This window comes from Geobacillus sp. C56-T2 (genome assembly GCF_007829715.1).
Taxonomy (GTDB): domain Bacteria; phylum Bacillota; class Bacilli; order Bacillales; family Anoxybacillaceae; genus Geobacillus; species Geobacillus icigianus.
In genome coordinates this window covers 2,795,792-2,821,848 of the sequence record NZ_VJWB01000001.1, presented here as the reverse complement: position 1 = coordinate 2,821,848, position 26,057 = coordinate 2,795,792, and the positions used below count along the sequence as shown (strand labels likewise).

The following is a 26,057-nucleotide window of genomic DNA, read 5'->3' as shown; positions in this document are numbered from 1 at the left end:
TCATTGACCAAGACGGCAAATACTGCCGTTGCCAGCCCATCAGCGGTATTTCGCCAAAAAAACTGCTCTTTGCCCCTAGAAGGCTGGTGAAAAACAGCTGACTTAACCAACGGGAGAATGAGCGGAAAGCAGGACCGATACAACAGCGATGACATTGTCAAGGACTATCCACGATTCAATGACCAGCCTCCTAGGTGATTTTTACGGGAGTTTGGCGATAGGGTCCTGTCTCATCGATTGCGGCAAAAACGCAAACGGTTTCCGCCAAGTTTTGCGTTATTACGAAATATCTAAAGCAGCAGGCGGCGCGAAGTCATCGGAAGGAACCAATGAAGGGAACGGGTTCGGAAACAAAGTCCAATCTTCCTTCATCTCGTCATCAGTCAGCAAACATTGATCCAACGAGCGTGCGATGTCGTCCGCATTCATGTCAATACCGATTAACACGAGTTCGGTCATGCGATCGCCGTAGGTCTCATCCCATTTTTCCCGCCATGTCCCCTCTTCTTGCAAGAACAGTTGTCTATCTTCCTCTGGATAGGAGGCGATCCATCGGCCTGCTGCTTGGATGGAGACGGATGTTCCCGCTTGGGATAGGAGAACGCATACGTCATTCCAAGGTGCAAGCCAAAGAAAGCCTTTCGCGCGAACGACCTCTGTTGGCCAGTTTTCAAACCAGTTCATCAACCGTTCCGGATGAAACGGCCGCCTTCTTCGATACACAAAAGAAGAGATGCCGTATTGCTCGGTCTCGGGGGTGTGCTCTTCATTCAGCTCTTTGATCCAACCGGCTGATTGGCTCGCTTTTTCAAAATCAAATAAGTGAGTGTTTAAAATGGAATCAAGCGGCACTTGGCCGAAGGTTGCCGGGATGATGACGGCTTCTGGATTGAGCTTGTGAAGCACGGTTTGTAATTTTTGCGCTTCCTCTGGCGAGACAAGATCGATTTTATTGACAATGATGACATTGGCGAATTCGATTTGTTCAATGAGCAAATCCGCGATTTCCCGGCTGTCCGTTTCAGCGACGGCCTGTTGACGGTCAAGCAAGGTTTCGCCTGAGGAAAAGTCCGCCCAAAAACGATTGGCGTCGACCACCGTCACCATCGTGTCTAAACGGCATTTTTTCGACAAGTCGATTCCTAGCTCTTCGTCCAAGTAGGTAAAGGTTTGAGCGACGGGAATCGGTTCACTAATTCCGGAAGATTCAATGACAATATAGTCGATCTCCCCGTTTTCAACGAGCTGGTCGACGGCTTTGATTAAATCCTCTCTCAAAGTGCAGCAAATACAGCCGTTTTGGATTTGCACCAGCTTTTCCTCGGTGCGGAAAAAGCCGTTTTGCCGAATCAGCTCGGCATCAATATTGATTTCGCTCATATCGTTGACAATGACGGCGATTTTTTTTCCTTCACGATTGTGCAAGATATGATGAAGCAAGGTTGTTTTTCCAGCCCCTAAATAACCGCTTAATACCGTGACAGGAATTTTGTTCATCTGTCCAGCCTCCTTTTTTGAAAATAGTAATCATTACGATTTAACAAGATTGATCATACAAAAAAATGAACCAAATGGCAAGAGGGAAGTGATTTTGTGGCTTCTCATCAAAAGAGGTGTTCGACTTGTAAAGGCAAATATGATCGCCGTATTGAGCAAACGGCGAGGGTCAAGGAAAGCAGGCACTGTTGATTTTGGGCGTGATCGGTCAAGGACAATTTATGGAAAAGAGACGACTATTTTGTTTTTTTCAGACGTTGAGAAGGTTCAGGAACGGGGTCAAAACCGCCCGGATGGAACGGATGGCACTTCAAAATGCGCTTTGTCGTCAGCCATCCTCCTCGGAGCGCGCCGAAGCGGCGGATCGCTTCGATCCCGTAGTTCGAGCAGGTCGGGTAAAAGCGGCATGTCGGCGGTTTGAGCGGGGAGAGAAACCGCTGGTAAAAACGGATGAGCGCGATCATGAGTTGGGCCAACCGACACCATTCCTTTCCGTGTTTCACTATCTTTAGCATAGGACAAATGGGTTCGATATTCAAGAAAAGACGCGCGCAAGGAAAGCCGGGGAACGGAAGCAGGCAAAAAAGGTGCGGGACGGGCACCGTTTTGGTTATGATAAAAACGAAACCAAATGGTCAGGAGTGATGGAACATGCCTTCACCAGTGGAAAGCTTTGAGCTCGATCATTGCGCGGTCAAAGCGCCGTACGTGCGGCACTGCGGCGTTCACAAAGTCGGCAGCGACGGCGTTGTGAATAAGTTTGACATTCGTTTTTGCCAACCGAACAAAGAGGCGATGGATCCGGCGGCGATTCATACGCTCGAACATTTATTGGCGTATACGCTGCGCAAACATGCGGCGAAATACGATCATTTCGATATTATCGACATCTCGCCGATGGGCTGCCAGACCGGGTTTTACCTTGTCGTCAGCGGATCGCCGACCGTGGACGATGTCATCGATTTGCTGGAAGAAGCGATGAAGGACGCGCTCGAGGCGGTGGAAGTGCCGGCGGCAACCGAGCGGCAATGCGGCCAGGCGAAGCTGCATGACCTCGAGGCGGCCAAACAGTTGATGCGCTTTTGGCTGTCGCAGGAAAAAGAAGAGCTAAAAAAGGTGTTTGGCTGATGAACAAGCCGGCCCGCGCCGCTACTGCGGCTGCTTTGGGCCGGTTTGTTGTTGGGCGATCCGTTTCTCGGGCAGCGGGTCGATGGTATGTTTATACCTATACGCTGTCGAAGTGGTGACGGCTGCCAAGAACAGAATGACTGCCATGATGAGCAAACAAATCGCGAGTGTCCAGCACATAACAGCGCCTGTCTTTTTTCTTCCCATGATACCATGCACCGGCGCCCGCATTCATATTTCCGCTAGAATCGGGCAACCTATTCATCGGCAAGATTCGGTTGTTTCAACAGCGGGTAGGCTGGGTAAAAAAAACCATAGGGAGGAATGAGTATGGCAAAACCGTTAACAGACATCGTCAACAAGCAAATCGCAAACTGGACTGTGTTGTATGTGAAGCTGCACAACTACCATTGGTACGTCACCGGGCCGCAGTTTTTCACTTTGCATGAGAAGTTTGAACAGCTGTACAATGAAGCGGCCGTTCACATTGACGCGCTGGCTGAGCGACTGTTGGCGCTCGGCGGCAAGCCGGTGGCAACGATGAAAGGCGCGCTGGAGCAGGCATCGGTCAAGGAAGCATCCGGGACGGAAACGGCCGAGCAAATGGTCGCCGCCATTGTCGGCGATTTTGAAACGATGATTGGAGAATTGAAAGAAGGGATGCAAGTCGCAGACGAAGTCGGCGATGAAACAACGGGAGACATGCTGCTTGGGATTCACCGCAGCTTGGAAAAGCATGTTTGGATGCTGAAATCGTTTTTGGGACGATAAACGGCAGAGGTTGACCAAAACGGTCGGTGATTTTCAAGGTGGATGGTAAAAAACAGCAGATTCGTTCGATGGGTGAAAAATCACAACGAACGAAATATGACGTTGCAACGTTTTTCAATTTGAGAAACACTGTTGGAGAGCAGAATTTCCCCTTAAATCACCGGCCTCCAAGATGGCGCGACAGATCGTGCGCCAAACACGGTTATTACGTATATAAGTAGCGACGACAGAGGGGCTGATTCAAAAGGCGATCTCCCCCTCAAGAAAGACAGAGCATATCGTCTGGAAAGGAAGCCGTTTAGTATCTATCCTGAAAATACCCGAATTCGAAAATGCGTGAAATTCCAGCATTCAACATAAGGACATTTTTATCCTTCCGATGGAGACGAAAATGTTTCGTCATGGAAGTCTATATAATAATAATATAGCGATGATGGAGGGTGTCCCGATCTTTTTGGACACCCTCTGTCATTTTGTCGAATAAAGGAATGGATAAGAAAAACGCCGCGGCCGCCCCGCTTCCGCCTGCATAAGATAGTGAAGCGCACCTTGAGGAAGAGGGGGAGGCATGTGAATAAATCGGCGCCTATGATGGGAATCTCTCTATTCGGTTCGCTTCTGTCGATATTCGTCGGCAGCGTGGATTCATTTGTCGTCGTTTTGGTAGCGCTTGTTGTTGTTGACTATATGACCGGCATGATTGCTAGCGCGCTGGAAGGGAAGTTGTCTAGCCAAGTCGGGTTTCGCGGCATCATCCGCAAGCTGTTGATTTTTGTTTTGGTGGCCGCTGCACATCTCGTCGATTTGGCCATCGGCTGGAATATGCACATCATACGCGATGCCATTGTCTTTTTCTATATCGCCAACGAATTTATCTCGATTGTCGAAAACGCCGGTCGGGCCGGCGTTCCGATTCCAGCCGTGCTGCGTAAAGCGATCGAGCTATTGAAAGACGAGATCAAATGAACCGCGTATTGCTCGCCTTGGTTGGAGGGGAATGACCCGTTTTGGCAGGGCGATGCCGGGAGCGAAAGGAGAATGAGCGCGCTTTTCTGCCGTATCGACGTTGAAAACGCGGCCGCCGGCGCGGTGTTTCCCGCGCTGGCGAACCGCCCCGGTTGCAGGCTGCGAGACAGCTTTCGGCCGCATCGTTTTCCCGATCAGTACGGCCAAACCCAATGCAACAGAAACAGTTTCGCGATTGAACGGTGCATATTTTTTCTTGATCCCCCCACACTAAACAAAAAGAGCAGAAGGAGTGAACGAGTATGGCAGACGAACGGAAGAAGACGTACTACGTTTCCATGGCCACGGGGGAAATTTCGCAGCTGAAGACGGCGTCGTCATGGGATTTTGAAATTCAAGCGACCGATCGGGAAATCGCTGAGCTGCGCGAGTATTTCGACCAAAACTATTCGACGGATTGGCAGGCGTTTTGGCGCGCCCATGTGCCGTACGTCCAATACCATTATGATCGGGAAAACGACGCCTATGATCGGACGCTGACAAAGATTTACGAGCAGATCTATCGGCTCGGCAATGAGGAGGCGAAGGCGCACATCCGCTCGCTTGGCATTCTTCCCGCTGAAAACGAAACGAACGAGTAAAAAAGCCGCAGACGGGGCGGCTTTTTTCGGTATAATGGGGAGGGGAAAGGGGCGAGTCCGATGCATGAATTTCGCGATTATTACGGGTATCGCGTCCGGCTGGCCTTTGCGGACCATCCGTTTTCCTCGACCCCCGGGCATGTGTGGGTCATTTGCCGCTACCAAGGCCAGTGGTTGCTGACGGATCATCCGAGCCGGGGCCTTGAGTTTCCCGGAGGCAAAGTGGAACGCGGGGAAACCGCCGCGGCCGCCGCGGTCCGCGAGGTGAAGGAAGAAACGGGCGGAGTCGTCGGTCGGCTCGAATACATCGGTCAATACGAGGTCGAGCCAGATATCGTGAAAAACATTTATTTCGCTGAGATCGCCAGCCTTGCGGAGCGGAGGTCCTATGCGGAGACGAACGGCCCGGTGTTGCTTGAGGCGCTGCCGGATCCGATCCGCGCCGATCAGCGGTTTAGCTATCTTATGAAGGATGAGGTGCTTCCGTTGGCGCTTGCGGAAATTAAACGGCGCGGGTGGATTGGTTGAGGGCGGCCGATCCGTCGCCGGCGAACGGGATGTTGCCGTCCCGCGTTTCAAGCGCCAGCGAAACCGGTTCTGTTGCCGCACGCTGGCGGACCGAGTCGAGCGACACCGCCAATGCCGAGCGAACGCTCGCTTTGCGGCGTTAGGATCTCTGAAGGGTACTGGGAATCGCAAAAACAACGACACGCTGAGGCGGCGTTAGGAGCTCTGTGATGGAAGAAGGGCGCTTCTCCGTCTCGTTTCTCAAACAGAGAAACCATGTAGCATCGGTAACTGTTTTTCACACATTCCCCTATTGATCAATGGAAAACAGCGGTTTTTTCACCAGCTTGTTAGGCGCGCCGCCGATGAAAGAGGCGCCAAGCCTTGGCGTGCGCCTCCCGCTAGCGGCGGCTGCTCCATTTTTTCTCGATCAAGGCGACAAGCTGGTACATTACGGTCGACAGCAAGGCGACAATGAGCAGGCTCATGAGGACGAGGGTGAAATTGAACACTTGGAACCCGTAAATGATCAAATACCCGAGCCCTTGTTTCGAGACGAGAAATTCGCCGGTGATGACGCCAACCCAAGCGAGGCCGACGTTCACTTTCAACGTTGAAATGATGGCCGGAAACGACGCCGGCAGCACCGCTTCTTTGAAACATTGGTAGCGGGTGGCGCCGAACGTCCGCAACACTTTCATATAGTTCGGGTCGACTTCTTGAAACGACGCATAAACGACAATCGTCGTAACGATGATCGAAATGACGACCCCCATGGCGATAATCGAGGTAAACCCCGGCCCGAGGGCGACGATCAACATCGGCCCAAGTGCGACTTTCGGCATGGCGTTAAAGACGACTAAATACGGGTCGAGCGTTTTGGCGAGGCGCGGAAACCACCAAAGCAACGCGCCGATCAGCGCGCCGCCGGCCGTGCCGATGACAAACCCGAGCATCGTTTCAAACAAAGTCGCCCACGTATGCGTGAGAAGAGAGTGATCGCCGATTTTTTCCAAGAACAGCTTGAAAATGGCGGACGGAGAGCTGAACAAGAGCGGATCGACCCAATGAAAGCGGCTCGCCGCTTCCCAGACGGCGAAAAAGGCGACAAGGAGCGCGGCTTGCCAAAGGCGGATCACGCGCCGCTCTTTGCGGAGCGCGGCCAGATAGGCGTCATGCAATGCGTTGATGCGATTATTGACCGGATTCAAGCGACTCCATCTCCTTCCAAATGGATTGAAACAACGCGGAAAACGCCGGATGCTGGCGAGCGGAAAGCGGCGGGCAACGACGCAATTCATCAGGAATGAGAAACGTCCGCACGAGGCGCCCTGGCCGCGGCGAAAACAAGAAAATGCGGTCGCTCATGGCGATGGCTTCCTCGATGTCGTGCGTGACGAGCACCGCTGTTTTTCCGTATTGCTGCAACGTTTTCCAGACAAGTTCCTCCAGTTTCAGTTTCGTCTGTTGGTCAAGGGCGGAAAACGGCTCATCGAGCAGCAACAGCTTCGGGTCGGTCGCCAACGTGCGCACAAGCGCCGCGCGCTGGCGCATGCCGCCGGACAGCTGGCTCGGATAATACGATTCCACGCCGCCAAGGCCGATCTCAGTAAGCAGGGCGAGCGTGCGCTCTTTCGTTTCCGTCGTCAACGTCCCCGTGATGTGGAGGCCGAGCAAGATGTTTTCTTCGATCGTTTTCCACGGAAACAAGTAGTCTTGCTGAAGCATGTAGCCGACCGCTCGGCGGATCGGTGAATCCGTTCCGCCCGCCCGGCGCGCCATAGCGGCGTTTGCTTCCCGCGGCCAAAGCGGCTCGCCGTCGATGCAGACCGATCCTTCCGTCGGCTCAATGAGCCCGGCGATGATCGACAGCAACGTCGTTTTGCCGCAGCCGCTTGGGCCGAGAAAGGAGACAAATTCTCCTTTCTCGACGGACAGCGACACTTGATCGAGCGCGGTGACGGCGGTCGTTTTCGTAAAATACGTGTGCGAGAGGCGGTCAACGGTAAGAAACATCCGATTCACCCGCTTTCGTTACTCATTCATCGCTTTTTTGGCAAACGATGAATCCACCAGCGTTTCGAGATCGATACGTTTTGGCAGCTCACCGGCTTCATCCATGATCGTTTGCAAGTGGTTCCATTCGTCTTCATCCAAAATCGGATCGGTCGCGTAGGTGCCTTGGCTTTTGTAGCGATCAACCACTTTTTCGATGAGGGCCAAATCGGTGTCTTTGAAATACGGCTGAATGGCTTTCGCGATGTCCGAGGCGCTGTGCGATGCCACCCATTGCTGGGCTTTGTAGATGGCGCGCGTAAATTTTTCAATGACGTCTTTGTTCGCTTTTATATAGCTTTGCTTTGCCATGTACGATGTGTACGGGACGCGCCCGGACTCGGTGCCAAAGGAAGCGACGATGTAGCCTTTTCCTTCTTGCTCAAAAATGCTCGCGGTCGGTTCAAACAGCTGGACGAAATCGCCGGTCCCGCTCGCAAACGCGTTGGCGATGTTGGCAAAATCGACGTTTTGAATGAGCTTCAAGTCTTGATGCGGGTCGATGCCGTGTTGTTTCAACACAAATTCGCCGACCATCTGCGGCATGCCGCCTTTCCGCTGACCGAGGAACGTGCTTCCTTTCAACATCTCCCACGTAAAGTGATCGATTTTTTTGCGGGAAACGAGAAACGTGCCGTCAGTTTGTGTGAGTTGCGCAAAGTTGATGACCGGGTCATCCGTCCCTTGCGCATAGACGTAAATAGATGTTTCCGAGCCGACCAAGGCGATATCCGCGCCGCCGGACAGCAGCGTCGTCATCGTTTTGTCGCCGCCCCATGTCGTCGTCAGCTCGACATCGAGCCCTTCTTCTTTAAAGAAGCCTTTCGCTAAGGCGACGTACTGCGGCGCGTAAAAAATCGAGTGCGTCACTTCGGCGAGCCGGACGTTTTTCAGCGGCTTTTCTCCTTCGCCGTTGCCGTTGCCGCAGGCAGCGAGCGGCAGAAGGAGAAGAAGCGAACACAACCATACCATCCATTTTTTCATGTAGCCTACCCCCTTTTCGTCCACGTGTAGTGAACATTGGCTTCACCTTATCGTATGCGCGGGCGAAAAATGTGTGAATGCCTAGAAAAAATGGGCGTTCGGCCGAGAACGGGCGGCGGACGGGACGCGTTGTGCGCACCTGTTGGCCTTCGGACGAGGGGAATTTGCGTGGAAAGGAGAGAGAGCGATGGACGGGGATATCATTGACTACTATCGGTTTCCGTCGCCGCATCCGGGCATCGAGGTGTTCTTTGTCACCTATATGTCCCAAGGGCTGAAGGTGAAAGGATTTTTGGCTGTGCCAAACCAAAACAAGGTGTATGACGGGTTTTTGTATTTGCGCGGCGGGATCAAAAACGTCGGGCAAGTGCGGGTGCCGCGCCTCATTCAATTCGCATCGCACGGCTTTGTCGTCTTCGCCCCGCTCTATCGCGGCAACGGCGGCGGGGAAGGGAACGAAGATTTTGTCGGCGATGACCGCTATGATGCCATCGCGGGAGTTGAGCTTCTTCGCCGCCACCCGCTCGTCCATCCGGGGCGCGTGCACGTGTTTGGCTTCTCGCGCGGCGGGGCGATGGCGCTTCATGCCGCCATGCTCGCTGAACGGGTTTGTTCCGTCGCGGTTTGGGGCGGTGTGACGGATGTAGCACTGACGTACTGGGAACGTCCGGATTTGCGGCGGATGATGAAGCGCGTCATCGGCGGCACGCCGAACAAATACCCGGAGCGCTATCGGCATCGCACCCCGCTTTATCATCTCGAGCGGCTCTGCGCGCCGGTGCTCATCATCCACGGCGGGCGCGATGACAACGTCTCGATCGAACACGCCCGGCGGCTGGAACGGCGACTGAAGGCGCTCGGCAAGCGAGTGACCGCATGGTATTTTCCTGAGTTCACTCACTATTTTCCACCGCGCGCCAACCGCGAGACGGTGAAAAGGCTTACGGAGTGGATGAAACAACAGCCGACCGTGTGATACGATACGAGTAGAAAGGCGGCGCGGCCGCCAACGAATCGATGGGCAGCCAAGGAGGTTGAAATCATATGGGCATGCCGATGGAAGTGCAGACGGTCATTGTGACCAAAGGGAAGGAACAGCGCGTTCAAGGAAATGTGTTTGTGCTGGAAAAAGACGGATACCGCTTGTATCCGCTCGACGTGCCGCTTGAAGTGCGCCGGACCGTACAAAGCGAAGCGAGCGGCATCGCGGTCGTGAAAAAGCTCGAGTGGGAAGACAACCGGACGACGGTGACGTACGAGCTCGTCAGCCTGTATTCGACGAATTGAATGCGGGAGACCGCGGAGCCGCACCGAATGGGGCGGCCGACTAAGCGGGGAATGGGAGCGCAAACGGAAGAACGGTTTGCGCTCCCTGTTTTGGAAGCGAGGGAAAACTAGGCCGCTTGCCCCGATTCCGGCCGTAACAGCGAAACGGATGAAAAAGTTCGGGGAAAAGCAGGAGTTGGGCCGGAAGAAAGCGAATAGGATGCAATGAATTTGATATCGCAAGGAGGGAAAACGTGGCCAAACAGCGAATCGATCACGACCGGTTGTTCAAGGAGCTGCTGTCGACGTTTTTCGAAGACTTTTTGCTTCTTTTCTTTCCTGACGTGTACGAGCACATCGACGTTCACCATCTCTCTTTCCTCTCCGAAGAGCTGTTCACCGACGTGACAGCCGGGGAGAAGCACCGCGTCGACTTGTTGGTCGAAACAAAGGTAAAAGGGGAAGACGGGCTCGTCATCGTTCACGTCGAACATCAAAGCTATAAGCAGCGGACGTTCCCCGAGCGAATGTTCCTCTACTTCAGCCGCTTGTTTCAAAAACACCGCCGCCGCATCCTCCCGATTGCCATCTTCAGCTACGACGAACGCCACGACGAACCTTCCTCATTGATGATTCAATTTCCATTTTTGACGGTTCTTGACTTCCGCTTTCTGACGGTGGAACTGCACAAACTGCCGTGGCGCGAGTACATCCGCCGTGACAATCCGGTTGCCGCCGCCTTGTTAAGCAAAATGGGGTATAATGAAAGCGAGAAGGTGGAAGTGAAAAAGGAGTTTTTGCGCATGCTAGTCCGCCTCGAGCTCGATGAGGCGAAGCAGCGGCTGTTGTTTGGGTTTTTTGAAACGTATTTGCGGTTGTCCGAAGCGGAGGAAATCCAACTGCGAAACGAGGTGAGCCAAATGGAGACGAAGGAAGCGAAACAAGTGATGGAGCTCATCATCTCATACGAACAGCGGGGAATCGAGAAAGGCATTCAACAAGGAGTCAAACAAGGAATCGAACAAGGGTTGAAACAAGGAATAAAGCAAGGGATGAAGCAAGGGATTGAACAGGGACGTCAAAAAGGGATCGAGGAAGGGAAAATCGACGTCGCGAAGAAAATGTTGGCGAAAGGGTACGATGTCGACACGATCCACGAGCTGACCGGGCTGCCGGCGGAAAAGATTGAACAGCTGAAGAAGTAAACCCGCCTTCGCATTGTCGTCGACCTCCAATCGTGCAAAAATCCCGGGGGATCGACGACAATCATTTTATGCGTTCGAACCTTACGGCCATCGAGGGTAAAGTCTATTGACAGAATTTGTCGGCGACGTTCATCGTCCCGATTGGCGTTTTGATTCTAATGTTGAAAAGGCAGGGGCGCAAACAATCCTTCGGTTTGCACTCTGCCATATGATGAAGCAAGACTGATTCCTTTGCTTTGTTCTGAAATAAAGTGATCATTTACAGAGGGAGCTCACAAAATAGTTCCCGTGATTTCTCCTTTTTGGTTCTCCTTCATAGCCATCAAGTGAAGCCTTGGAGCGAGTAGCTCCAAGGCTTCACTCTATATCTTTGGAGGCTGTGACCGTGGGAATATGGAAAGATAGGCATGCCAAATACACCTTCCCTATAGAAGGTTTTTTATGGTATAAGATGGAAATTCTTTACGACAACGGCATGATGACCAAACTCTCGATAATGTCTAAAGCGCTCTTTTTTGTATAACGCCTTGATTTTTTTCCGTGTTGAGCGATTATGTTACAGAGTTTAGAAAGAAGCTGGGCAGCTAGCGCCTCGGAACACCATAAGGCTTGAAATAAATCCATCCCCCACTCCTTGATCATACTCATCGCCTTATATTCGCTCAATTCCTTTTTCTGTTTTCGATAGAGCCATTCTCTCATGGCAAACATGACCGTAGAGCTGATCAATAAGGCAATCAACGTTCCATACAAGTGGCACTGAAAGCGAGTCCCTTTCATCCGTTTGAATCGATGAATGTGAAACAGGGATTTCCATGTTTTAAATATCACCTCAATTTGCCAGCGAAGAGAATACAGCGTATGAATGTCATGCAAGGAGGTATAAATCGCTGGAATATTGGTGATATATACATATATTGGGTGGGGACGTCGCGTCACGTACGCGGCCCCTTTTTGTTTGGCCTTCTGTTTCCATTGTTCTTCCTTCTGTTGTTCCTGTTTTTCGGTCAGCCGATACACAATGAGTCGCGGTTGATGAACTTTCTTTCCACTGACATACACATCTTCCAGTTCTATGGTTTCTCCGGGTTGCAGCATCGCAAGGAAATCCTCTGGTTCCCATTTTCGAAATTGATCCCCTTCTTTTTGGTAAATCCCTACATTGTGTTTGAGCCGCGAAATGTAAAAGGCTCCGGCATCATGAATCGCTTGCAGTCCCTCAAGAGAAAAATAGCCCAAGTCTTTCAAACAAAGGTCTCCTTCTTGAATGGTCGATCGAAGGGACGCTCCGTAGGCGGCGTCATGGTGACGAGCATCCCCAACGTCCACATGGAGAAACTTCCCTTCTAGACATTCATATTCTAACTGAATTTTCACCCCAGGCCCCGCACATCCCTCGTAAATCCCTTGGATCTCAGGAGGCAGTTGAAACGACGTGGAATCGAGAATGCGAATCCGGCGAAACAGCGAATGTCTTTGACACACGTGACGGGCCTCCTGCGTCTGATGAATCAGCAGTTTTTCGAACACCGCTTTGAGGAAACTCACTGCTTTTTCGTTAAACCGTTGATTGAGCCCTTCCGCACTCAGAGAGGTGTTTTGCTTAAGAGCTAGAGCACTGCAGAGCTGCACCAATGATTTTTGACCGCCTTCTTCTTGGAGAAATGTGCAAAGTGCCACGAAGTCATGGGCGCGCAACTTCCCCTTTCGTTGAATAAATCGATGGTCTCGGGCCATCTGTTCCAGCTCTTCGCACGATAACACGCTTCGTAATCCCTCTAAAAAACAATGCCATTCCTCTTGGAGAGATAAGGACGTCTTCAAAAAAACCACCCTTTCTAAGACATGATGAAGTCTTCAAAAGGATGGTCAAATGAGGCATAGATTTATTCCTGTTTTCTTAACTTGATGGCTATGTGGTTCTCCTTATAACTCCAGATTTTCCGCTGACGATAACTGATCCAGCCGCTGATCAAAAAGCAGCAAACAGACAAATAAAATGAAAAACGAATCCCGTAAACATCGGCGATAAAGCTCATTAACAATGTGGAAATTCCGAATGTTACGGAACTAATGACTCCCTGCACGGCAAAAACATGAGGCAGAGCGTCCATCCGGGCATTTTTTTGAAGAATCGTCTGAAGACAGATCAGCTTCCATTGTTCGATGATCCCGTACAGGGCGGAATACAGAAGCGCCAGCGCACCGTGCGTCGTTGTGCCAAATAACAGTGTGACAATAGCGATACAAAACGGGCCAAACAATACAAAAAATTGCTGGTTTTTTTCAACCGATTGACTAAACTTAACGCTTAACAATCCCCCTATCACCATGCCGCCAAAGAAAACAGAGTTAATATATCCCCACCATTCCTCTCCTACATGTAATTGTTCTTTCACATACATATAAAGGATGGCCGAAATCCAGACGCCATTTCCGATTCCTTCAAAAAATGACATGAAGCTAATCGATTTTGCGTGCACATTTCTCCACGTGTATTCCCATCCTAGACGGATCGAAAGGAGAAAGTTCTTTAGGCCTTTGTCTTGGACCGTATTCTTCTTTGTATGTTCTTGTATAGGCAACAGAAACATGAGAATGCTTGAAACGATATAGAACAATAAGGTGATATGGATTAAAAGGAACGGCGATCCCGCACTGACAATCAAACTCCCGATCGGCCATGCGCTAAGTTTGATGAATTGGTCTAACGTGTTTAAAAAACTGTTGGCTTTCAAGATTTCCTCCTTGGAAACTATAAAAGGAACGAGGGAGTTTTTAATCGGATTATTGATCCCGTCTAAAAAAGCGATCAATGATACAAAAACGTAAACGATCGCAATGTGATGTTCCGCACCCCATTGCAAAAACAGCGAGAGAAAAAGCAGCAGAAATGTTTTACACAGTTGTCCGTAGGACAATAACGTTTTTAGTTTATATTTTTCGAAAAATATCGGTGCGACGATTCCACTAATAAATAACGACAATGTAACGAAAAAAGGGACTAAGGCGGCAGCCATGGCTTTCGATGTCAAATGATATAGGCAAGAGACAACGGAAACAATGTAGAACACATCTCCGAAATTCGCGAAAGATTGTCCGATCCAAAGGAAATGAAATGGTTTCTTTTTCATGACCTCAATCCTCTCTTTGATCATCGAAACGATTGGTAATGGAATCGTAAACACGAACCAAAAGCCAGCTCTTCAGTTTTTGATAAAACGAGCTTTTTGTCGCGCCCCTAAGCGAGGAGGCGAAAGAAAGCGGATGGATTTTCAACAATTTCCTAAAGGCGAATGGATATACTGAAGCAATGGAAGCCTCCCCCTTATTCTGTTTAGAGTCCATTTTTATTTCTATGGTGCTGGTTGAGCATCAGCGCTCAATTAGCACCACAGGTATAGAATAATTTTATTTTTTTGATTGTTGTAATTATACATTTTTTTGTTAAAATGGCAATGAATACAAATAGAAGGAGGTGTTATTCCATGAATAAAAAGCATGTCGAAAATATTAAACGTTATGTTGAACATTATTTAAAAAGTAATGCACAAATGTCTCTTGTAGTACAACCACTTAGAATGCAAATTCATTTGACAAAGTAGTTTGTTCAATTTATGAAAAAAATGGGGCTAGTTGATCGCTAAAACTCAACTAGCTCCAGGAACATCGCGAAAAGTCCAACCTCGACGGTTACGACCCATGGGAAGGGGAGCGCTCCTTCACCCGTGGGGACATCACCCAAGAGCCTAAAATGACCTCAAAACTGTCGAACTCGGGTGAAAGATGTACTTGACTTTTAGGAACAAACATGATATTGACCCTCCCGGTTGAACAAAATAACAAAAAATGGAAATTGATCTTTTTGACGTTATGAAAAACGTTTTTTGTCAAGTGTATTTTGTGGTGAAGAGCCATAAATATACCGTGAATAGGGGGAGTAGTATGTCAAGTATAGTTCAGACAGAATCAAAAATCTTTTTACCATTTCTGCATAAATCACACATTATCGAGAATATCGAGATTCTAAAAAATTATGTCGAGCAGGAAAGTGGAAAGAAATTCCCATTAGGTGTCACGTTAAAAGAGAAATATTTTGAAGCCATAAATTATATTCAAGATGTTCCTGTTCCATACTCAAACGAAAAAATACATGTTACATATTTTGATAAAACATTGCAAAATAAATTACTTAGTTTGGGTATGATTGACAAAGAGGATTTGGAAAACGATAAACACATTTATTCACAACAAGAGCAAGAAGTAATTACTGATAGAATTGAAAAAGCATTAAAGTTGATCAAAGTATTGCATAATGATTTGTATGATTTAATTAATACACTTATTGGTACCTTTTTGATTTTAAAAAAAGATTTGATTGGTGGAGGATCAGTGTCCAATGTTATGGGATTAGTATGGTTAAACCCTCAATCTGATTGGTCAATCATTGAATATGCAGAGGCCATTTATCATGAGTTTATCCACCAAAGTATCTTCTTGGATGATATGATTAACTGTATGTTTCCTAATGCTAATGAATGTGCAAAAGAAGAAGCTCTAGTTACATCAACCATCTTGAAAATCAAAAGGCCTTTAGACAGAGCATATCATGCTGCTGGAGTTTCTATAGGAATTATGCATCTTTATCACTTGTTTAATGATTCTAAAAATTCTGAGAAGTATATGGATGATTTGCGGAAAACAGTTGAAGAAATAGAGGCAAGAACACAATTCTTGGGGGAACAGGGAGTAAAAACTTTAGAAATCATGCGCAAGTTCATTAATCATCCATCTTTTGATGACATTACGTATTCCTTACAGAACTAATGGCCATTGCGACAAATGAAAACACAGAAGCCCATTGCGTTTGATCGAGTCCGGTTGTTTTGAGGTTGTTTGAGGCGAATGAAACGGATCGACGTACAGAAATGCTTAAGGATTCAGTGTCGGAGTCCAAAGCAAAGGAAAGAAATAAAAAACAGCCGGACAGGGAACGGTTCCCTGTCCGGCTGGGTTCTTGTTAAACGAGCGGTCCGCCGAGTTTTTCGATGGACGGATCGATGTGGGCGAATTTTTGGAAGTTGGCGCGGAATTTTTGCGCTAGCTCTTTTGCTTTTTGTTCGTATGCTTGTTTGTCGGCCCATGTGTTTTGCGGCTGCAGGACGTCATCCGGCACGCCCGGGACGCGGGTCGGGATGGCGAGGCCGAAAATCGGATCTTTGACCGTTTCGACGTTGTCGAGCTCCCCTTCGACGGCGGCTTGCACCATCGCGCGGGTGTAGGCGAGCTTCATGCGGCTGCCGACGCCGTACGGCCCTCCTGTCCAGCCGGTGTTGACCAAAAAGACGCGGACGTTGTGCTCAGCGATTTTTTGCCCGAGCATTTCCGCGTACTCGACGGCCGGGCGCGGCAAAAACGGCGCGCCAAAGCACGTCGAGAACGTCGCTTCCGGTTCGGTGATGCCGCGTTCTGTGCCGGCGAGTTTGCTTGTGTAGCCGCTTAAGAAATGGTACATCGCCTGTTCGCGCGTCAGTTTGCTGATCGGCGGCAGGACGCCGAACGCATCGGCCGTCAAGAACACGATCGTGGACGGGTGGCCGGCGACGCTTGGGTCGACGATGTTTTTGATCGCTTGAAGCGGGTAGGCGGCGCGCGTATTTTCCGTCAGCGTGCCGTCATCGTAATCCGGCACCCGCGTCGCGTCGTTGAGAACGACGTTTTCGAGCACGGCGCCAAAGCCGATGGCGTCAAAAATTTGCGGCTCTTTCTCGCGCGATAAGTTGATGCATTTCGCATAGCAGCCGCCTTCGATATTGAAAATGCCGCGGCTCGACCAGCCATGTTCGTCATCGCCGATCAAGCGGCGGTTCGGATCGGTGGAGAGCGTCGTTTTCCCGGTTCCTGACAAGCCGAAGAAGAGGGCGACGTCGCCTTCCTGGCCGACGTTGGCCGAGCAGTGCATCGGCAGGATGCCTTGTTCCGGCAGCAAATAGTTCATCACCGAGAAGATCGATTTTTTCATTTCGCCGGCATACTCGGTGCCGCCGATCAACACGGTGCGCCGTTCAAACGAGATGATGATGAACGCTTCCGAGCGCGTGCCGTCAACTTTCGGGTCGGCTTTAAAGTTCGGCGCGCAAATGACAGTGAATTGCGGTTCATGCGCGGCGAGCTCTTCAGCGCTTGGCCGGATGAACAGCTGATGGACGAACAAGTTGTGCCAGGCGAATTCATTGACGACTTGAATCGGCAGCCGGGATTTCGGATCGGCGCCGGCAAAGCCTTTAAAGACGAACAGTTCCTCTTGTTTTAACAAATAATCGAGCACTTTGTCGTACAGTTTTTCAAACGTTTCCGGCGCCATCGGCTGGTTGACCGTTCCCCAGTCGACCGTTTGTTTCGTTGACGGCTCTTCCACGATGTATTTGTCTTTCGGCGACCGCCCCGTGTACTTGCCGGTCGTGACGGCGACGGCGCCGGTATGCGTTAGCCGGCCTTCCTTTCGCTGCAGCACTTTTTCAACGAGTTCTGCGACGGACAGTTGGTGGTGGACGTACGGTTTTTGCAGCAAGAGATCGAGTTTATTCGTCATATTGGCAATCCCCATGTTCAAAACCTGCCTTCTTTATTGGAATCACTTTTGAAAATAGTATAACACATTTTTATTAATAGTCCATACTAATTGTGAAGGTTTTTCGGACTTATTTTTCCTCATTTTTTGAACAATAAAAAAATGTTTTGTATGGTTGACTTCCGTTCGTTTGTTGCGATATGATAAGTCATTGAACGGATACTCTTATCCCGAGCCGGCGGAGGGACAGGCCCGATGAAGCCCAGCAACCGTCACAACTGTACATGTGTGAAATGGTGCTAACCTGTGGCAAGGCGCAGTCCTTGAACGATAAGAGTGAAAGGAAGCAATCCGATTGCAATGACCTTTCCTCGCCGTGACAGGAAAGGTTTTTTTATATTGCCAAGGGAAACGAGTTCCGTATCGCCACATTACGTCAAGAGGAGGAAATGAGCCGAATGTCAGCCAAACGCCGCTTGTTTACTTCAGAGTCTGTAACCGAAGGACACCCGGACAAAATTTGCGACCAAATTTCCGATGCGATTTTGGATGCCATTTTGGAAAAAGACCCGAACGCCCGCGTTGCTTGTGAAACAAGCGTCACGACCGGGCTGGTGCTCGTGAGCGGGGAAATTACGACGTCGACGTACGTCGATATTCCGCGCATCGTCCGCGATACGGTTCGCGAAATCGGCTATACGCGCGCGAAATACGGATTTGACGCCGACACGTGCGCCGTGCTCACGTCGATTGACGAACAGTCGCCGGACATCGCGATGGGAGTAGATCGGGCGCTTGAGGCGCGCGAAGGTCAGATGACGGATGAGGAAATTGAAGCGATCGGCGCCGGCGACCAAGGGCTTATGTTTGGGTTTGCCTGCAATGAAACGGAAGAGCTGATGCCGCTGCCGATTTCGCTCGCCCATCGTTTGGCGCGCCGCTTGGCGGAAGTGCGCAAAACGGACGTGTTGCCGTATTTGCGTCCCGATGGCAAAACGCAGGTGACGATCGAATACGATGAAAACGGCAAACCGGTGCGCGTCGACACGATCGTCGTTTCTGCGCAACATCATCCGGACATTACTCAAGACCAAATTGAACGTGACATTAAAGAACATGTCATCAAGCCAGTGGTTCCGACGGAGCTGTTGGATGAGAACACGAACTACTTCATTAACCCGACCGGCCGGTTCGTCATCGGCGGTCCGCAAGGGGATGCCGGGCTGACGGGGCGGAAAATCATCGTTGACACGTACGGTGGCTACGCCCGTCATGGCGGCGGCGCGTTCTCGGGTAAAGACCCGACGAAAGTCGACCGCTCGGCGGCGTATGCGGCCCGCTATGTCGCGAAAAACATCGTCGCGGCCGGGCTCGCCGATAAGTGCGAAGTGCAGCTCGCCTACGCGATCGGCGTCGCCCGCCCGGTCTCGATTTCGATCGATACGTTCGGCACCGGCAAAGTGTCTGAAAACATTTTAATTGAAGTCGTGCGCAACAACTTCGACCTTCGTCCGGCCGGCATCATTAAAATGCTTGACTTGCGCCGTCCGATTTACAAACAAACGGCCGCTTACGGCCATTTCGGGCGCACGGACATCGACTTGCCGTGGGAGCGCACCGACAAAGCTGCCTTGTTGAAAGAACAAGCGCTGGCGTTGGCGAGCAAGCAATAAAGAAACAAGAGGGTGGCCTGCAGGCGATAGCTGGCCGCCCTCTTGTTCGTTTTCATGGCTCGCTTGCTTCAAAAAAGAAGTGTGGTCTCGCCAAGAAGACGCGGCTGGTCTTGATGGCGCATCCGGACTTTGTTCTTCTGGCGGTTGGGGTGCGTCCCGTCGCGCGGCTTGGCGACCGAGCAAGAAGCCGGCTCGTTACGGACGGTTGGTCCGCTGCTGCTGGAGCGCCTTGTAATATTGTCCTTTTTCGACATATTCGCGGCGAATGCGTTCCATTTCGCGGAAATCGTCCTCGGTCAGCTCGCGCACCACTTTCGCCGGCCGTCCGAGGGCGAGCACGTTCGGCGGGATGGTTTTGCCGGGGGGCACCAAGCTGCCGGCACCGATAAACGCGCTTTCGCCGATTTCGGCGCCATCGAGGATGATCGATCCCATGCCGATCAAGGCGTTTTTGCGAACGATGGCGCTGTGCAAAATGACTTGATGGCCGATGGTCACGCCGTCTTCAATGATGAGCGGATTATTTGGACTTTGATGCAAAATTGAGTTATCTTGGATATTGACCCGGTTGCCGATGATCGTTGGCGCCACGTCGCCGCGGATGACGGTGTGAAACCAGACGCTCGTCTCCTCGCCGATCGTGACATCGCCGGTGATCGTCACATAGTCGGCGATGAAGGCGGATGGAGCAATGGTTGGCATTTTGCCTTTGTACGGATAAATCATCGTCGTTCGTTCCTTTCTATGGCAATCTTGTTCATCAAGTATTGTACAACGGTATCCCGCTGTTTTGCACGCGCTTGTCGATGATGAATGATGTAGTCTGTGTGTCCCCGCTCGCCGATGAACGCGCACTGCGGCGGTTTGTGAAGGCGGTGGGGCTGGCAATACTAATAGACAAAGCATTTGTTTTTGCGCCCGAGGTGAGCCCGATTGAAGATCCCGACCCATCCGATTGCATTGCTGAAAATGGTGTACCGTGACGTGTTTCCCCTTGTCCACCGCGAACTGGCCTGCTGGCGGCGCCGAGCCGAGCAAATCCCCGATCCGGAACTGCGGCGGCAAGCGCTCGCCAGCATCGCGGCGAAAACGTTTCATTGCGAAGGCGGAGCGATTTTGGCGCTTTTGGCCGGGGAACAAATCGAGCCGTGCGTCCGTTTTATCGTCGCCTATCAGACCATCAGCGACTATTTGGATAATTTGTGCGATCGCAGCACTTCGCTCGATCCGGTCGATTTTCGCGCCTTGCATGAATCGATGCCGGACGCCTTGACGCTTGGGGCCGAGCCGTCGAACTATTACCGCCATCGCCGCGAACAGGAAGACGGCGGCTACTTGCCGGCGCTCGTGCGCACGTGCCAAGAAGTGCTCGGAACGGTTCGCCACTATGAAACGATCGCTCCGTTTTTGCATGAATTGGCCGGGTATTATTGCGACTTGCAAGTGCATAAACATGTCGACGCCCGTGAGCGCGTGCCGCGGCTTGTGCAATGGTTTGCCCAGCATAAAGATTCGTTTCCGCCGATGGAGTGGTACGAATTTTCCGCCTGCTCTGGCTCGACGCTCGGCATTTTCTGCCTTGTCGCCTATGCGTTTGGCGAATCGTTGCCACCGGAGATGGCACGGCGCGTACGCGACGGCTATTTTCCGTACATTCAAGGGTTGCACATCTTGCTTGATTATTTGATCGACCAAGAAGAGGACCGCGAAGGCGGCGATTTGAATTTTTGTTTTTACTACCCGAATGAAACGGTGATGCTCGAGCGGCTTTGCCATTTCATCGAAGAAGCCGATCGCCAAGTGAGCGGGTTGCCGCACGGTGAATTTCACCGCCTCATTCACCGCGGGCTGCTTGGGCTTTATTTATCGGATGACAAGGTGAAAAAGCAGCGCGGTTTGCGCCGGCTGGCGCGCCGGCTTGTCCGTGCCGGCGGGGCGGCATCGCAGTTTTTTTACTGGAACGGCAAGGCTTATCGCTTTTGGCAAGGTACACAAAAACGGCTGTCCTTTTCATAAGGGCGGCCGTTTTTGTGTCGAGGTGCCGGTTTGGACAAGGGAGCTTTGTTGGTCTGAGCCCGGCTCCCCCGTTTTTTCGCTTTGGAGGCTCACGCTTCGTTTCCGCTCGCTGCGCCGGTGGGATGAAAGAGAACGAGAAGAGGGCAGAGCAGCGCGGTTTAGCGCTCGCCGGCCGGTTGCCCGTTTTCCTCTTCCCGCTTTTCCAGCGCCAGCAAAAACGGCGGATCGTTTTGCCGATTGATGAATTCGTATTTCAAGGCGTGGACGCGCCGTTGATCAAGAGAGCGGACGTAATCAAGAAGCGCGTCCCGTTCGCACTTTCCTTCGGGATGACCATGGTAGACGACAAGGACGATCACGCCGCCCGGCCTCATGACGGAAAGCAGCTGGCGGACCGCAGCGATCGTCGATTCCGGTTGGGTGACGATCTGTTTGTCGCCGCCGGGCAAATAGCCGAGGTTGAACACGGCGCCGGCGATCCGCCCGTGCACATCAGCGGGAAGCGCGACAAGCAGCTCGCTATGGCTTCGCTCTAACAGTGTTACCCGCTCGCGCAGCCCGTGTTCGGCGAGGCGGGCGGCCGCCGCGGCGATGGCTTCGCGTTGGATGTCAAAGCCAAAAACATGGCCGCTGCCGCCGACGCGTTGCGCGAGATAGACGGTATCATGGCCGTTGCCGACCGTTGCGTCAATGGCGATGTCGCCCTCTTGAATCGCTTGGTTGAGCAAAAAACGGGCAAACGGCAAAATGTTCATCAATGCCATCGGTTGGTCCTCCTTGTGATCGATGGATCGTTGACGCTCGGGCGGATGGCAGACGGCGGTCCGTCCGGCTCGGCCGTCCGCCGTCTCGGAGCGGCGAACCGCTTAGCGCGGATCAAGCGAGATGAAGGCCCGATGTCGGCATTGTAGCAAAAACTGCGGGGAAAAGCGACTGCCGATGCTCGAATCCCGTCGCCGTCCTTCGCCGGTGGCTATTGAGAGAACCTCAACGGCCGCGGGGCGTGTCAGCACGACTAGGGCGGCCGATTGCCGGTCACACCATCGCGGTGATCGGTCGCCTGCCAATCATTGGCGTGATACGACGGCCGCAGGCGGCGCATAGTAAACATGAGGGAAGATGATGAAAAGGGGTGAACGCATGGCGACACGACAATCGGTGGAAGAGTTTTTGCAGCGCTGTGAAGATGTCATTCGCTTTGCGAAAGAACAATATACCGAAGCGCAAAAGCAAGAGCATTACAACCTCACAGAATATACAAACGCCCAGCAAATGCTCGAGCAAACGGTGCTCGATTTGGCGCACCTCGCCCGCAGCTGCAACGCCCAGCAGCGCGAACAGCTGCACCGGATGCGGCTCCAGCTTGAGCAGCTGCAAAACGAAATGATTTTGCTTGACCGCTGAGACGAGCGGCAAATGGACGACCCGCCAAGGGAAAACCGAAAACGACGGGGAAACAGCAACGAGGAGGGACACGATATGAAGCGACGCCTCAAGCAAACCAATCCGGAACAAAAAACGCGCAACGGCCGAAACAATAACGATCTCGAGCTCGGTCAAGAGTTCGACCCGGTCAAATTGGCCAAAAAGCAGTACGAACAAACGGGCGGACAGCCAATCCGTTCCAAGCAGCGCAACGGGTGAGTCATTCCGGACCGCGGGCGGCCATCAAGCCGCCTTTTTTCGTAAAAATGTCGTGCAGCAAGCGGTGATGTTCATCCCAAAGCGGAGGCATGGCCCGTCGGTTTTCTGTGAAAATCCCCACCACTGGGTGAGTGCTGTATACGCTCCTGATCCGTGTGGGTATACTGAAAATGGCCAAAGAAGGCAATAGGAAAGCAGAGGTGCCCGATTTTCGGACATCTCGTATGATCTGGCTGCCTGTTGGCTATACGAAATGAGTTGTGGTTGGCGGAACGACTCTTTGCGGGAGATCATGCAAAAGATGATCACCAACATTCGTCGAGCCGTGGCGATGAGGGCTTTTTCTTCCCGCATCGGGCCGCCAACGACCAAAATTTTCGGGACAAGGGATGTGTCTTGGATCGAGCTGCTGACCATGCCGCCTCGCATAACGCTGATCGAAGATGGGGATTGCCTTTAGTCGTACGCGTGCTCTTTCGCTTTCCGGCGCTTTCATGGTTGCCGAGGGACAACCCCGTCCATGAAGCCGCCCGTTCCGGCGTTTCAAAGACGCTCATGTCGGTTCCCATCTCGGCGATGATGACGGCGGCGGTTTGTTTTTTGATTCCAGGCATGGTCATCAGTAAGTCCACTTCCTCCCGATACGGCTCGAGCAGGCGGTCGATGTGCTGGTCGACTTCTTCGATTAACTGCTCCAATTCCTCCACGTGTTTCCACAAGAGGCGAAGGAGACAGAGCTCATGTTCGGTCAAGGTGCCGAGCAGCGAATCATACACCGCCTGTTTTTTCGTTTTGAGCCTGCCGCGCAGGCATTGATCCAGCTCGTCCTTGTCCACGTATCCCTTCTCAAGCAGCCGGGCAAGGATGTTTCGTCCGGAAACGCCGAAGAGATCCGAGAGAACGGAGCCCAGTTTGACATTGGAAGACTCGAGCACTTTTTGAATCCGGTTTTTCTCTGAACTCAACTGTCCGACCCACTTTTTGCGGAGGCGGGTAAAATCCCGTAATTCACGAATATCCGCAGGAGGGACAAAGCTTTTTTCCATCAAGCCATGGCGAAGCAACTTGGCGATCCACTCGGCGTCAGAGACATCGGTTTTTCTTCCCGGGACATTTTTGATCCGCTGCGGATTGGCCAAAGTCAAGTCGACATAGCCCTCGAGGAAGGCAAAGACCGGTTTCCAATACACGCCGGTGGATTCCATGGCGACATGGGTGACCCCATGGTCTTCGAGCCACTCGAGCAGGTCGCCAAGCCCTTTCGAGAACGTGGAGAACGTTTGGATCTCCTTTTGAATCTCCCCCTCTTCTTCCCATAGCGCACAAGCGACAATAGTTTCGGTATGAACATCCAATCCTGCGCAGCGAGGATCGATGACATCCATGATGAAACGCCTCCGTTTCGATGATGGAGTGCGCAAACAGCGAATCCACGGGAGACATGCGGCAGTTTTCTGTTCGTCGTCACCTTTCCTCTACAGCAGGAAAGGGCGGACAATGGGTGGTGCACCCAGTGGATTCAAGCACTTTTCTGTACAGGGTCTAAGACACCATTAAGTATAGCGTCCTGTTGAACTGTTTGCGCCTATTCTTCATTATGGGAAGAAAAGGGGGATTTTCACCCCCGGGTGGAGGGCAAGACGTTGCCCATGGAATTTTTGGATGAACGTCGGCGGGGATGTTGGCGCAAGGCGGCCCGGTCGTTTGCTCGCTGATATGGTTGCGCGTTTTTTTTGATTGCTTTTTTCCCGGTTTTCTCCTACAATTATTTCGGGAGTCAAAAGAAAACGGATGAAAAGGATGATGATTGATGCCCCGCGCGCTTTGGTGGCTGCTCGTTGGCATGGCGCTCAACGTGACAGGCGGGTCTTTTTTATGGCCGCTCAATACGATTTATTTGCATGAACAGCTTGACCAGCCGCTGGCGGTGGCGGGAGCAGTGCTGATGCTCAACTCCGGGGGGAGCGTCATCGGCAGCCTCATCGGCGGCGTTTTGTTTGACCGGATTGGCGGGTTTCGCGCTCTCTTGATCGGCGCTTGTGTGACGATGGCGGCTTCGGCCGGCTTGAGCGTCTGGCACGGTTGGCCGCATTACGCGGTGTTTTTGGCGCTTATCGGCATCGGCAGCGGCATCGTGTTTCCCGTGGCCTCGGCGTATGCCGGCGCGCTTTGGCCGGAAGGGGGACGGCGGGCGTTCAATGCCTTGTATGTGGCGCAAAATGTCGGCGTTGCCATCGGTTCGGCGCTCGGCGGGCTCGTCGCTTCGTATTCGTTCTCGTTCGTGTTTTTAGCCAATTCGCTGCTTTATGCGGCGTTTTTGCTGATCGTCACCATCGGATTGCGGCGCATCCCGCTGTTGCCGCCGCGGGCGAAACGTCTGACAGAAGCGGAAAACGCGTCATCCCGTGCCGGCTTGGGGGCGCTTGTCCTCCTTTGCGCGGGCTATGGATTGTGCTGGATCAGCTATGTGCAATGGTCGACGACGATCGCTGTTTACACGCGGGAGCTTCAACTCCCGGTCCACCAATACAGCCTGCTTTGGACGATCAACGGCGCGTTGATCGTCTTGGCGCAACCTGTGCTGGCTAGGGTGATCCGCCGCTTTATGCCGGGGATGAAACGGCAAACGGTGATCGGGTTTCTCATCTTCGCCGTTTCGTTCGCCATGCTGTTTGGCGCTGATTCTCTTGCCGAGTTCGCCGCCTCTATGGTCGTTTTGACCATCGCTGAGATGATCGTCTGGCCGGCGATTCCGGCGGTGGTGAACGAATTGGCGCCGCTAGGGAAGGCTGGACTGTACCAAGGCATCGTGAACGGCACGGCCACGGCCGGACGGATGATCGGGCCGGTCATCGGCGGGTGGGCGGCTGACTCCTTCGGAATGAAGCCGCTCATCGGATTGCTTGTCGGGTTCGCCCTGTTGGCAGCGGCAGCCGCGTTGTTGTACGACCGCTGGCTGCCGAAGTCGGCGCGGGAGACTGAAGAAAAAACGGCGGCAACCGTATAGAAGGCTGATGAAAAACAGCGATTTCCTTTGCTCGATGATGCAAGGTTTTTCTAGTTGAGAAACGATGCTAGGAAGCGAGATGCACGATTTCATCACCAGTCCCATAAGTTTCGGCTTGCAATCGCT

27 protein-coding genes, 1 pseudogene and 1 riboswitch are annotated in these 26,057 nt (G+C 52.0%); of the genes and pseudogenes, 16 read left to right on the top strand and 12 right to left on the bottom strand.

The annotated features are described in order from the left end of the window. Nucleotides 1-279: 279 nt before the first annotated feature. The gene (locus tag GC56T2_RS14015; protein WP_144976030.1) at nt 280-1,497 is read right to left on the bottom strand and encodes a GTP-binding protein; all 1,218 of its coding nucleotides are present in this window, start codon (nt 1,495-1,497) and stop codon (nt 280-282) included. Between the two features lie 236 nt (nt 1,498-1,733). Then, nucleotides 1,734-1,961: a membrane protein insertion efficiency factor YidD gene (yidD, locus tag GC56T2_RS14010; protein ID WP_370454568.1), complete on the bottom strand. Its 228-nt coding sequence runs from the start codon at nt 1,959-1,961 to the stop codon at nt 1,734-1,736. Nucleotides 1,962-2,148: 187 nt separating this feature from the next. Here yidD and GC56T2_RS14005 point away from each other — a divergent pair, with 187 nt between their 5' ends. Beyond that, nucleotides 2,149-2,625, top strand: coding sequence for an S-ribosylhomocysteine lyase (locus GC56T2_RS14005; protein ID WP_144976025.1), 477 nt, complete (start codon nt 2,149-2,151; stop codon nt 2,623-2,625). Between the two features lie 21 nt (nt 2,626-2,646). On the opposite strand, the gene ytzI is transcribed toward GC56T2_RS14005, so the two are convergent. Beyond that, a complete protein-coding gene (ytzI, locus tag GC56T2_RS14000) occupies nt 2,647-2,805 on the bottom strand; it encodes a YtzI protein (protein ID WP_255516096.1) in 159 nt (52 codons plus the stop codon). Between the two features lie 150 nt (nt 2,806-2,955). Between ytzI and GC56T2_RS13995 the strand changes: the two genes are divergently transcribed. The 5 genes from GC56T2_RS13995 to GC56T2_RS17865 all read left to right on the top strand — a co-directional run bounded on the left by GC56T2_RS13995 (nt 2,956) and on the right by GC56T2_RS17865 (nt 5,674). After that, nucleotides 2,956-3,396: a Dps family protein gene (locus tag GC56T2_RS13995; protein WP_144976022.1), complete on the top strand. Its 441-nt coding sequence runs from the start codon at nt 2,956-2,958 to the stop codon at nt 3,394-3,396. Nucleotides 3,397-3,966: 570 nt separating this feature from the next. Next, nucleotides 3,967-4,362, top strand: coding sequence for a phage holin family protein (locus tag GC56T2_RS13990; RefSeq protein ID WP_033018291.1), 396 nt, complete (start codon nt 3,967-3,969; stop codon nt 4,360-4,362). Nucleotides 4,363-4,664: 302 nt separating this feature from the next. After that, nucleotides 4,665-5,003 (top strand): hypothetical protein, encoded by a 339-nt coding sequence (locus GC56T2_RS13985; protein ID WP_033018288.1) that lies wholly within the window; start codon nt 4,665-4,667, stop codon nt 5,001-5,003. A 60-nt stretch (nt 5,004-5,063) separates the two neighbouring features. Further along, nucleotides 5,064-5,531, top strand: coding sequence for an RNA deprotection pyrophosphohydrolase (ytkD, locus tag GC56T2_RS13980; RefSeq protein ID WP_144976020.1), 468 nt, complete (start codon nt 5,064-5,066; stop codon nt 5,529-5,531). Continuing rightward, entirely contained in the window at nt 5,528-5,674 is a 147-nt protein-coding gene (locus GC56T2_RS17865) for a hypothetical protein (RefSeq protein WP_165570904.1), read from the top strand. Before ytkD ends, GC56T2_RS17865 begins: the two co-directional genes overlap by 4 nt. A gap of 237 nt (nt 5,675-5,911) precedes the next feature. Here the strand turns inward: GC56T2_RS17865 and GC56T2_RS13975 are convergent, their stop codons facing one another. From GC56T2_RS13975 to GC56T2_RS13965, 3 genes are read right to left on the bottom strand one after another with little or no spacing between them, the layout of a single operon-like run. Continuing rightward, a complete protein-coding gene (locus tag GC56T2_RS13975) occupies nt 5,912-6,721 on the bottom strand; it encodes an ABC transporter permease (RefSeq protein ID WP_144976019.1) in 810 nt (269 codons plus the stop codon). Continuing rightward, nucleotides 6,705-7,526 (bottom strand): ABC transporter ATP-binding protein, encoded by an 822-nt coding sequence (locus tag GC56T2_RS13970; RefSeq protein WP_144977369.1) that lies wholly within the window; start codon nt 7,524-7,526, stop codon nt 6,705-6,707. The genes GC56T2_RS13975 and GC56T2_RS13970 overlap by 17 nt, the downstream gene beginning before the upstream one ends. An 18-nt stretch (nt 7,527-7,544) precedes the next feature. After that, nucleotides 7,545-8,549: an ABC transporter substrate-binding protein gene (locus GC56T2_RS13965; RefSeq protein WP_144976017.1), complete on the bottom strand. Its 1,005-nt coding sequence runs from the start codon at nt 8,547-8,549 to the stop codon at nt 7,545-7,547. 187 nt (nt 8,550-8,736) lie between these two features. Here GC56T2_RS13965 and GC56T2_RS13960 point away from each other — a divergent pair, with 187 nt between their 5' ends. The 3 genes from GC56T2_RS13960 (at nt 8,737) to GC56T2_RS13950 (ending at nt 11,020) form a co-directional block, all read left to right on the top strand. After that, entirely contained in the window at nt 8,737-9,525 is a 789-nt protein-coding gene (locus tag GC56T2_RS13960) for an alpha/beta hydrolase family protein (RefSeq protein ID WP_144976014.1), read from the top strand. 68 nt (nt 9,526-9,593) lie between these two features. Further along, nucleotides 9,594-9,836 (top strand): DUF2584 domain-containing protein, encoded by a 243-nt coding sequence (locus GC56T2_RS13955; RefSeq protein ID WP_033009830.1) that lies wholly within the window; start codon nt 9,594-9,596, stop codon nt 9,834-9,836. 233 nt (nt 9,837-10,069) lie between these two features. Continuing rightward, nucleotides 10,070-11,020: an Rpn family recombination-promoting nuclease/putative transposase gene (locus GC56T2_RS13950; RefSeq protein ID WP_063164943.1), complete on the top strand. Its 951-nt coding sequence runs from the start codon at nt 10,070-10,072 to the stop codon at nt 11,018-11,020. 462 nt (nt 11,021-11,482) lie between these two features. Here GC56T2_RS13950 and GC56T2_RS13945 read toward each other — a convergent pair whose 3' ends face one another. Further along, nucleotides 11,483-12,844, bottom strand: a complete 1,362-nt coding sequence (locus tag GC56T2_RS13945) for an IS4 family transposase (protein ID WP_144976012.1) — start codon at nt 12,842-12,844, stop codon at nt 11,483-11,485. Nucleotides 12,845-12,906: 62 nt separating this feature from the next. Continuing rightward, nucleotides 12,907-14,154: an MFS transporter gene (locus GC56T2_RS13940; RefSeq protein ID WP_033844377.1), complete on the bottom strand. Its 1,248-nt coding sequence runs from the start codon at nt 14,152-14,154 to the stop codon at nt 12,907-12,909. An 811-nt stretch (nt 14,155-14,965) separates the two neighbouring features. Here GC56T2_RS13940 and GC56T2_RS18200 point away from each other — a divergent pair. Beyond that, the gene (locus GC56T2_RS18200; protein WP_255516095.1) at nt 14,966-15,847 is read left to right on the top strand and encodes an aKG-HExxH-type peptide beta-hydroxylase; all 882 of its coding nucleotides are present in this window, start codon (nt 14,966-14,968) and stop codon (nt 15,845-15,847) included. Nucleotides 15,848-16,040: 193 nt separating this feature from the next. Here the strand turns inward: GC56T2_RS18200 and pckA are convergent, their stop codons facing one another. Then, complete coding sequence (gene pckA / locus GC56T2_RS13930) at nt 16,041-17,627, bottom strand: phosphoenolpyruvate carboxykinase (ATP) (protein WP_144976010.1); 1,587 nt, start codon at nt 17,625-17,627, stop codon at nt 16,041-16,043. Between the two features lie 186 nt (nt 17,628-17,813). Next, a riboswitch (SAM riboswitch) is annotated at nt 17,814-17,928 on the top strand. Between the two features lie 121 nt (nt 17,929-18,049). Between pckA and metK the strand changes: the two genes are divergently transcribed. After that, nucleotides 18,050-19,264 carry a methionine adenosyltransferase gene (gene metK, locus GC56T2_RS13925; RefSeq protein WP_144976007.1) on the top strand — a complete coding sequence of 405 codons (1,215 nt, stop codon included), beginning with the start codon at nt 18,050-18,052 and terminating at the stop codon, nt 19,262-19,264. Between the two features lie 195 nt (nt 19,265-19,459). On the opposite strand, the gene GC56T2_RS13920 is transcribed toward metK, so the two are convergent. Further along, entirely contained in the window at nt 19,460-19,990 is a 531-nt protein-coding gene (locus GC56T2_RS13920; RefSeq protein ID WP_144976005.1) for a gamma carbonic anhydrase, read from the bottom strand. Nucleotides 19,991-20,197: 207 nt separating this feature from the next. Between GC56T2_RS13920 and GC56T2_RS13915 the strand changes: the two genes are divergently transcribed. Further along, a complete protein-coding gene (locus GC56T2_RS13915) occupies nt 20,198-21,280 on the top strand; it encodes a tetraprenyl-beta-curcumene synthase family protein (RefSeq protein WP_144976003.1) in 1,083 nt (360 codons plus the stop codon). A gap of 158 nt (nt 21,281-21,438) precedes the next feature. Here GC56T2_RS13915 and mnmM read toward each other — a convergent pair whose 3' ends face one another. Continuing rightward, nucleotides 21,439-22,044, bottom strand: coding sequence for a tRNA 5-(aminomethyl)-2-thiouridylate-methyltransferase MnmM (gene mnmM, locus GC56T2_RS13910; protein WP_144976001.1), 606 nt, complete (start codon nt 22,042-22,044; stop codon nt 21,439-21,441). Nucleotides 22,045-22,059: 15 nt separating this feature from the next. On the opposite strand from mnmM, the gene GC56T2_RS18195 reads away from it, so the two are divergent. The 3 genes from GC56T2_RS18195 to GC56T2_RS13900 all read left to right on the top strand — a co-directional run bounded on the left by GC56T2_RS18195 (nt 22,060) and on the right by GC56T2_RS13900 (nt 22,924). Next, a complete protein-coding gene (locus GC56T2_RS18195; RefSeq protein ID WP_255516094.1) occupies nt 22,060-22,191 on the top strand; it encodes a hypothetical protein in 132 nt (43 codons plus the stop codon). 229 nt (nt 22,192-22,420) lie between these two features. After that, nucleotides 22,421-22,684, top strand: coding sequence for a YtzC family protein (locus GC56T2_RS13905; protein WP_033020386.1), 264 nt, complete (start codon nt 22,421-22,423; stop codon nt 22,682-22,684). Nucleotides 22,685-22,759: 75 nt separating this feature from the next. Continuing rightward, nucleotides 22,760-22,924: a hypothetical protein gene (locus tag GC56T2_RS13900; RefSeq protein WP_033020385.1), complete on the top strand. Its 165-nt coding sequence runs from the start codon at nt 22,760-22,762 to the stop codon at nt 22,922-22,924. A 252-nt stretch (nt 22,925-23,176) separates the two neighbouring features. Here GC56T2_RS13900 and GC56T2_RS13895 read toward each other — a convergent pair. Next, nucleotides 23,177-24,309, bottom strand: a pseudogene (locus GC56T2_RS13895) (IS110 family RNA-guided transposase); the annotation flags it as partial. A 425-nt stretch (nt 24,310-24,734) separates the two neighbouring features. On the opposite strand from GC56T2_RS13895, the gene GC56T2_RS13890 reads away from it, so the two are divergent. After that, nucleotides 24,735-25,931 (top strand): MDR family MFS transporter, encoded by a 1,197-nt coding sequence (locus tag GC56T2_RS13890; protein WP_144975999.1) that lies wholly within the window; start codon nt 24,735-24,737, stop codon nt 25,929-25,931. Nucleotides 25,932-26,057: the final 126 nt, after the last annotated feature.

Excerpts from the sequence above, each read along its gene's own strand:
- GC56T2_RS14015 (WP_144976030.1), bottom strand. The coding sequence starts at position 1,497 with ATGAACAAAATTCCTGTCACGGTATTAAGCGGTTATTTAGGGGCTGGA.
- yidD (WP_370454568.1), bottom strand. The coding sequence starts at position 1,961 with ATGATCGCGCTCATCCGTTTTTACCAGCGGTTTCTCTCCCCGCTCAAA.
- GC56T2_RS14005 (WP_144976025.1), top strand. The coding sequence starts at position 2,149 with ATGCCTTCACCAGTGGAAAGCTTTGAGCTCGATCATTGCGCGGTCAAA.
- ytzI (WP_255516096.1), bottom strand. The coding sequence starts at position 2,805 with ATGTGCTGGACACTCGCGATTTGTTTGCTCATCATGGCAGTCATTCTG.
- GC56T2_RS13995 (WP_144976022.1), top strand. The coding sequence starts at position 2,956 with ATGGCAAAACCGTTAACAGACATCGTCAACAAGCAAATCGCAAACTGG.
- GC56T2_RS13985 (WP_033018288.1), top strand. The coding sequence starts at position 4,665 with ATGGCAGACGAACGGAAGAAGACGTACTACGTTTCCATGGCCACGGGG.
- ytkD (WP_144976020.1), top strand. The coding sequence starts at position 5,064 with ATGCATGAATTTCGCGATTATTACGGGTATCGCGTCCGGCTGGCCTTT.
- GC56T2_RS13970 (WP_144977369.1), bottom strand. The coding sequence starts at position 7,526 with ATGTTTCTTACCGTTGACCGCCTCTCGCACACGTATTTTACGAAAACG.
- GC56T2_RS13965 (WP_144976017.1), bottom strand. The coding sequence starts at position 8,549 with ATGAAAAAATGGATGGTATGGTTGTGTTCGCTTCTTCTCCTTCTGCCG.
- GC56T2_RS13960 (WP_144976014.1), top strand. The coding sequence starts at position 8,737 with ATGGACGGGGATATCATTGACTACTATCGGTTTCCGTCGCCGCATCCG.
- GC56T2_RS13955 (WP_033009830.1), top strand. The coding sequence starts at position 9,594 with ATGGGCATGCCGATGGAAGTGCAGACGGTCATTGTGACCAAAGGGAAG.
- GC56T2_RS13940 (WP_033844377.1), bottom strand. The coding sequence starts at position 14,154 with ATGAAAAAGAAACCATTTCATTTCCTTTGGATCGGACAATCTTTCGCG.
- GC56T2_RS18200 (WP_255516095.1), top strand. The coding sequence starts at position 14,966 with ATGTCAAGTATAGTTCAGACAGAATCAAAAATCTTTTTACCATTTCTG.
- pckA (WP_144976010.1), bottom strand. The coding sequence starts at position 17,627 with ATGGGGATTGCCAATATGACGAATAAACTCGATCTCTTGCTGCAAAAA.
- metK (WP_144976007.1), top strand. The coding sequence starts at position 18,050 with ATGTCAGCCAAACGCCGCTTGTTTACTTCAGAGTCTGTAACCGAAGGA.
- GC56T2_RS13920 (WP_144976005.1), bottom strand. The coding sequence starts at position 19,990 with ATGATTTATCCGTACAAAGGCAAAATGCCAACCATTGCTCCATCCGCC.
- mnmM (WP_144976001.1), bottom strand. The coding sequence starts at position 22,044 with ATGGCATTGATGAACATTTTGCCGTTTGCCCGTTTTTTGCTCAACCAA.
- GC56T2_RS13905 (WP_033020386.1), top strand. The coding sequence starts at position 22,421 with ATGGCGACACGACAATCGGTGGAAGAGTTTTTGCAGCGCTGTGAAGAT.
- GC56T2_RS13900 (WP_033020385.1), top strand. The coding sequence starts at position 22,760 with ATGAAGCGACGCCTCAAGCAAACCAATCCGGAACAAAAAACGCGCAAC.
- GC56T2_RS13890 (WP_144975999.1), top strand. The coding sequence starts at position 24,735 with ATGCCCCGCGCGCTTTGGTGGCTGCTCGTTGGCATGGCGCTCAACGTG.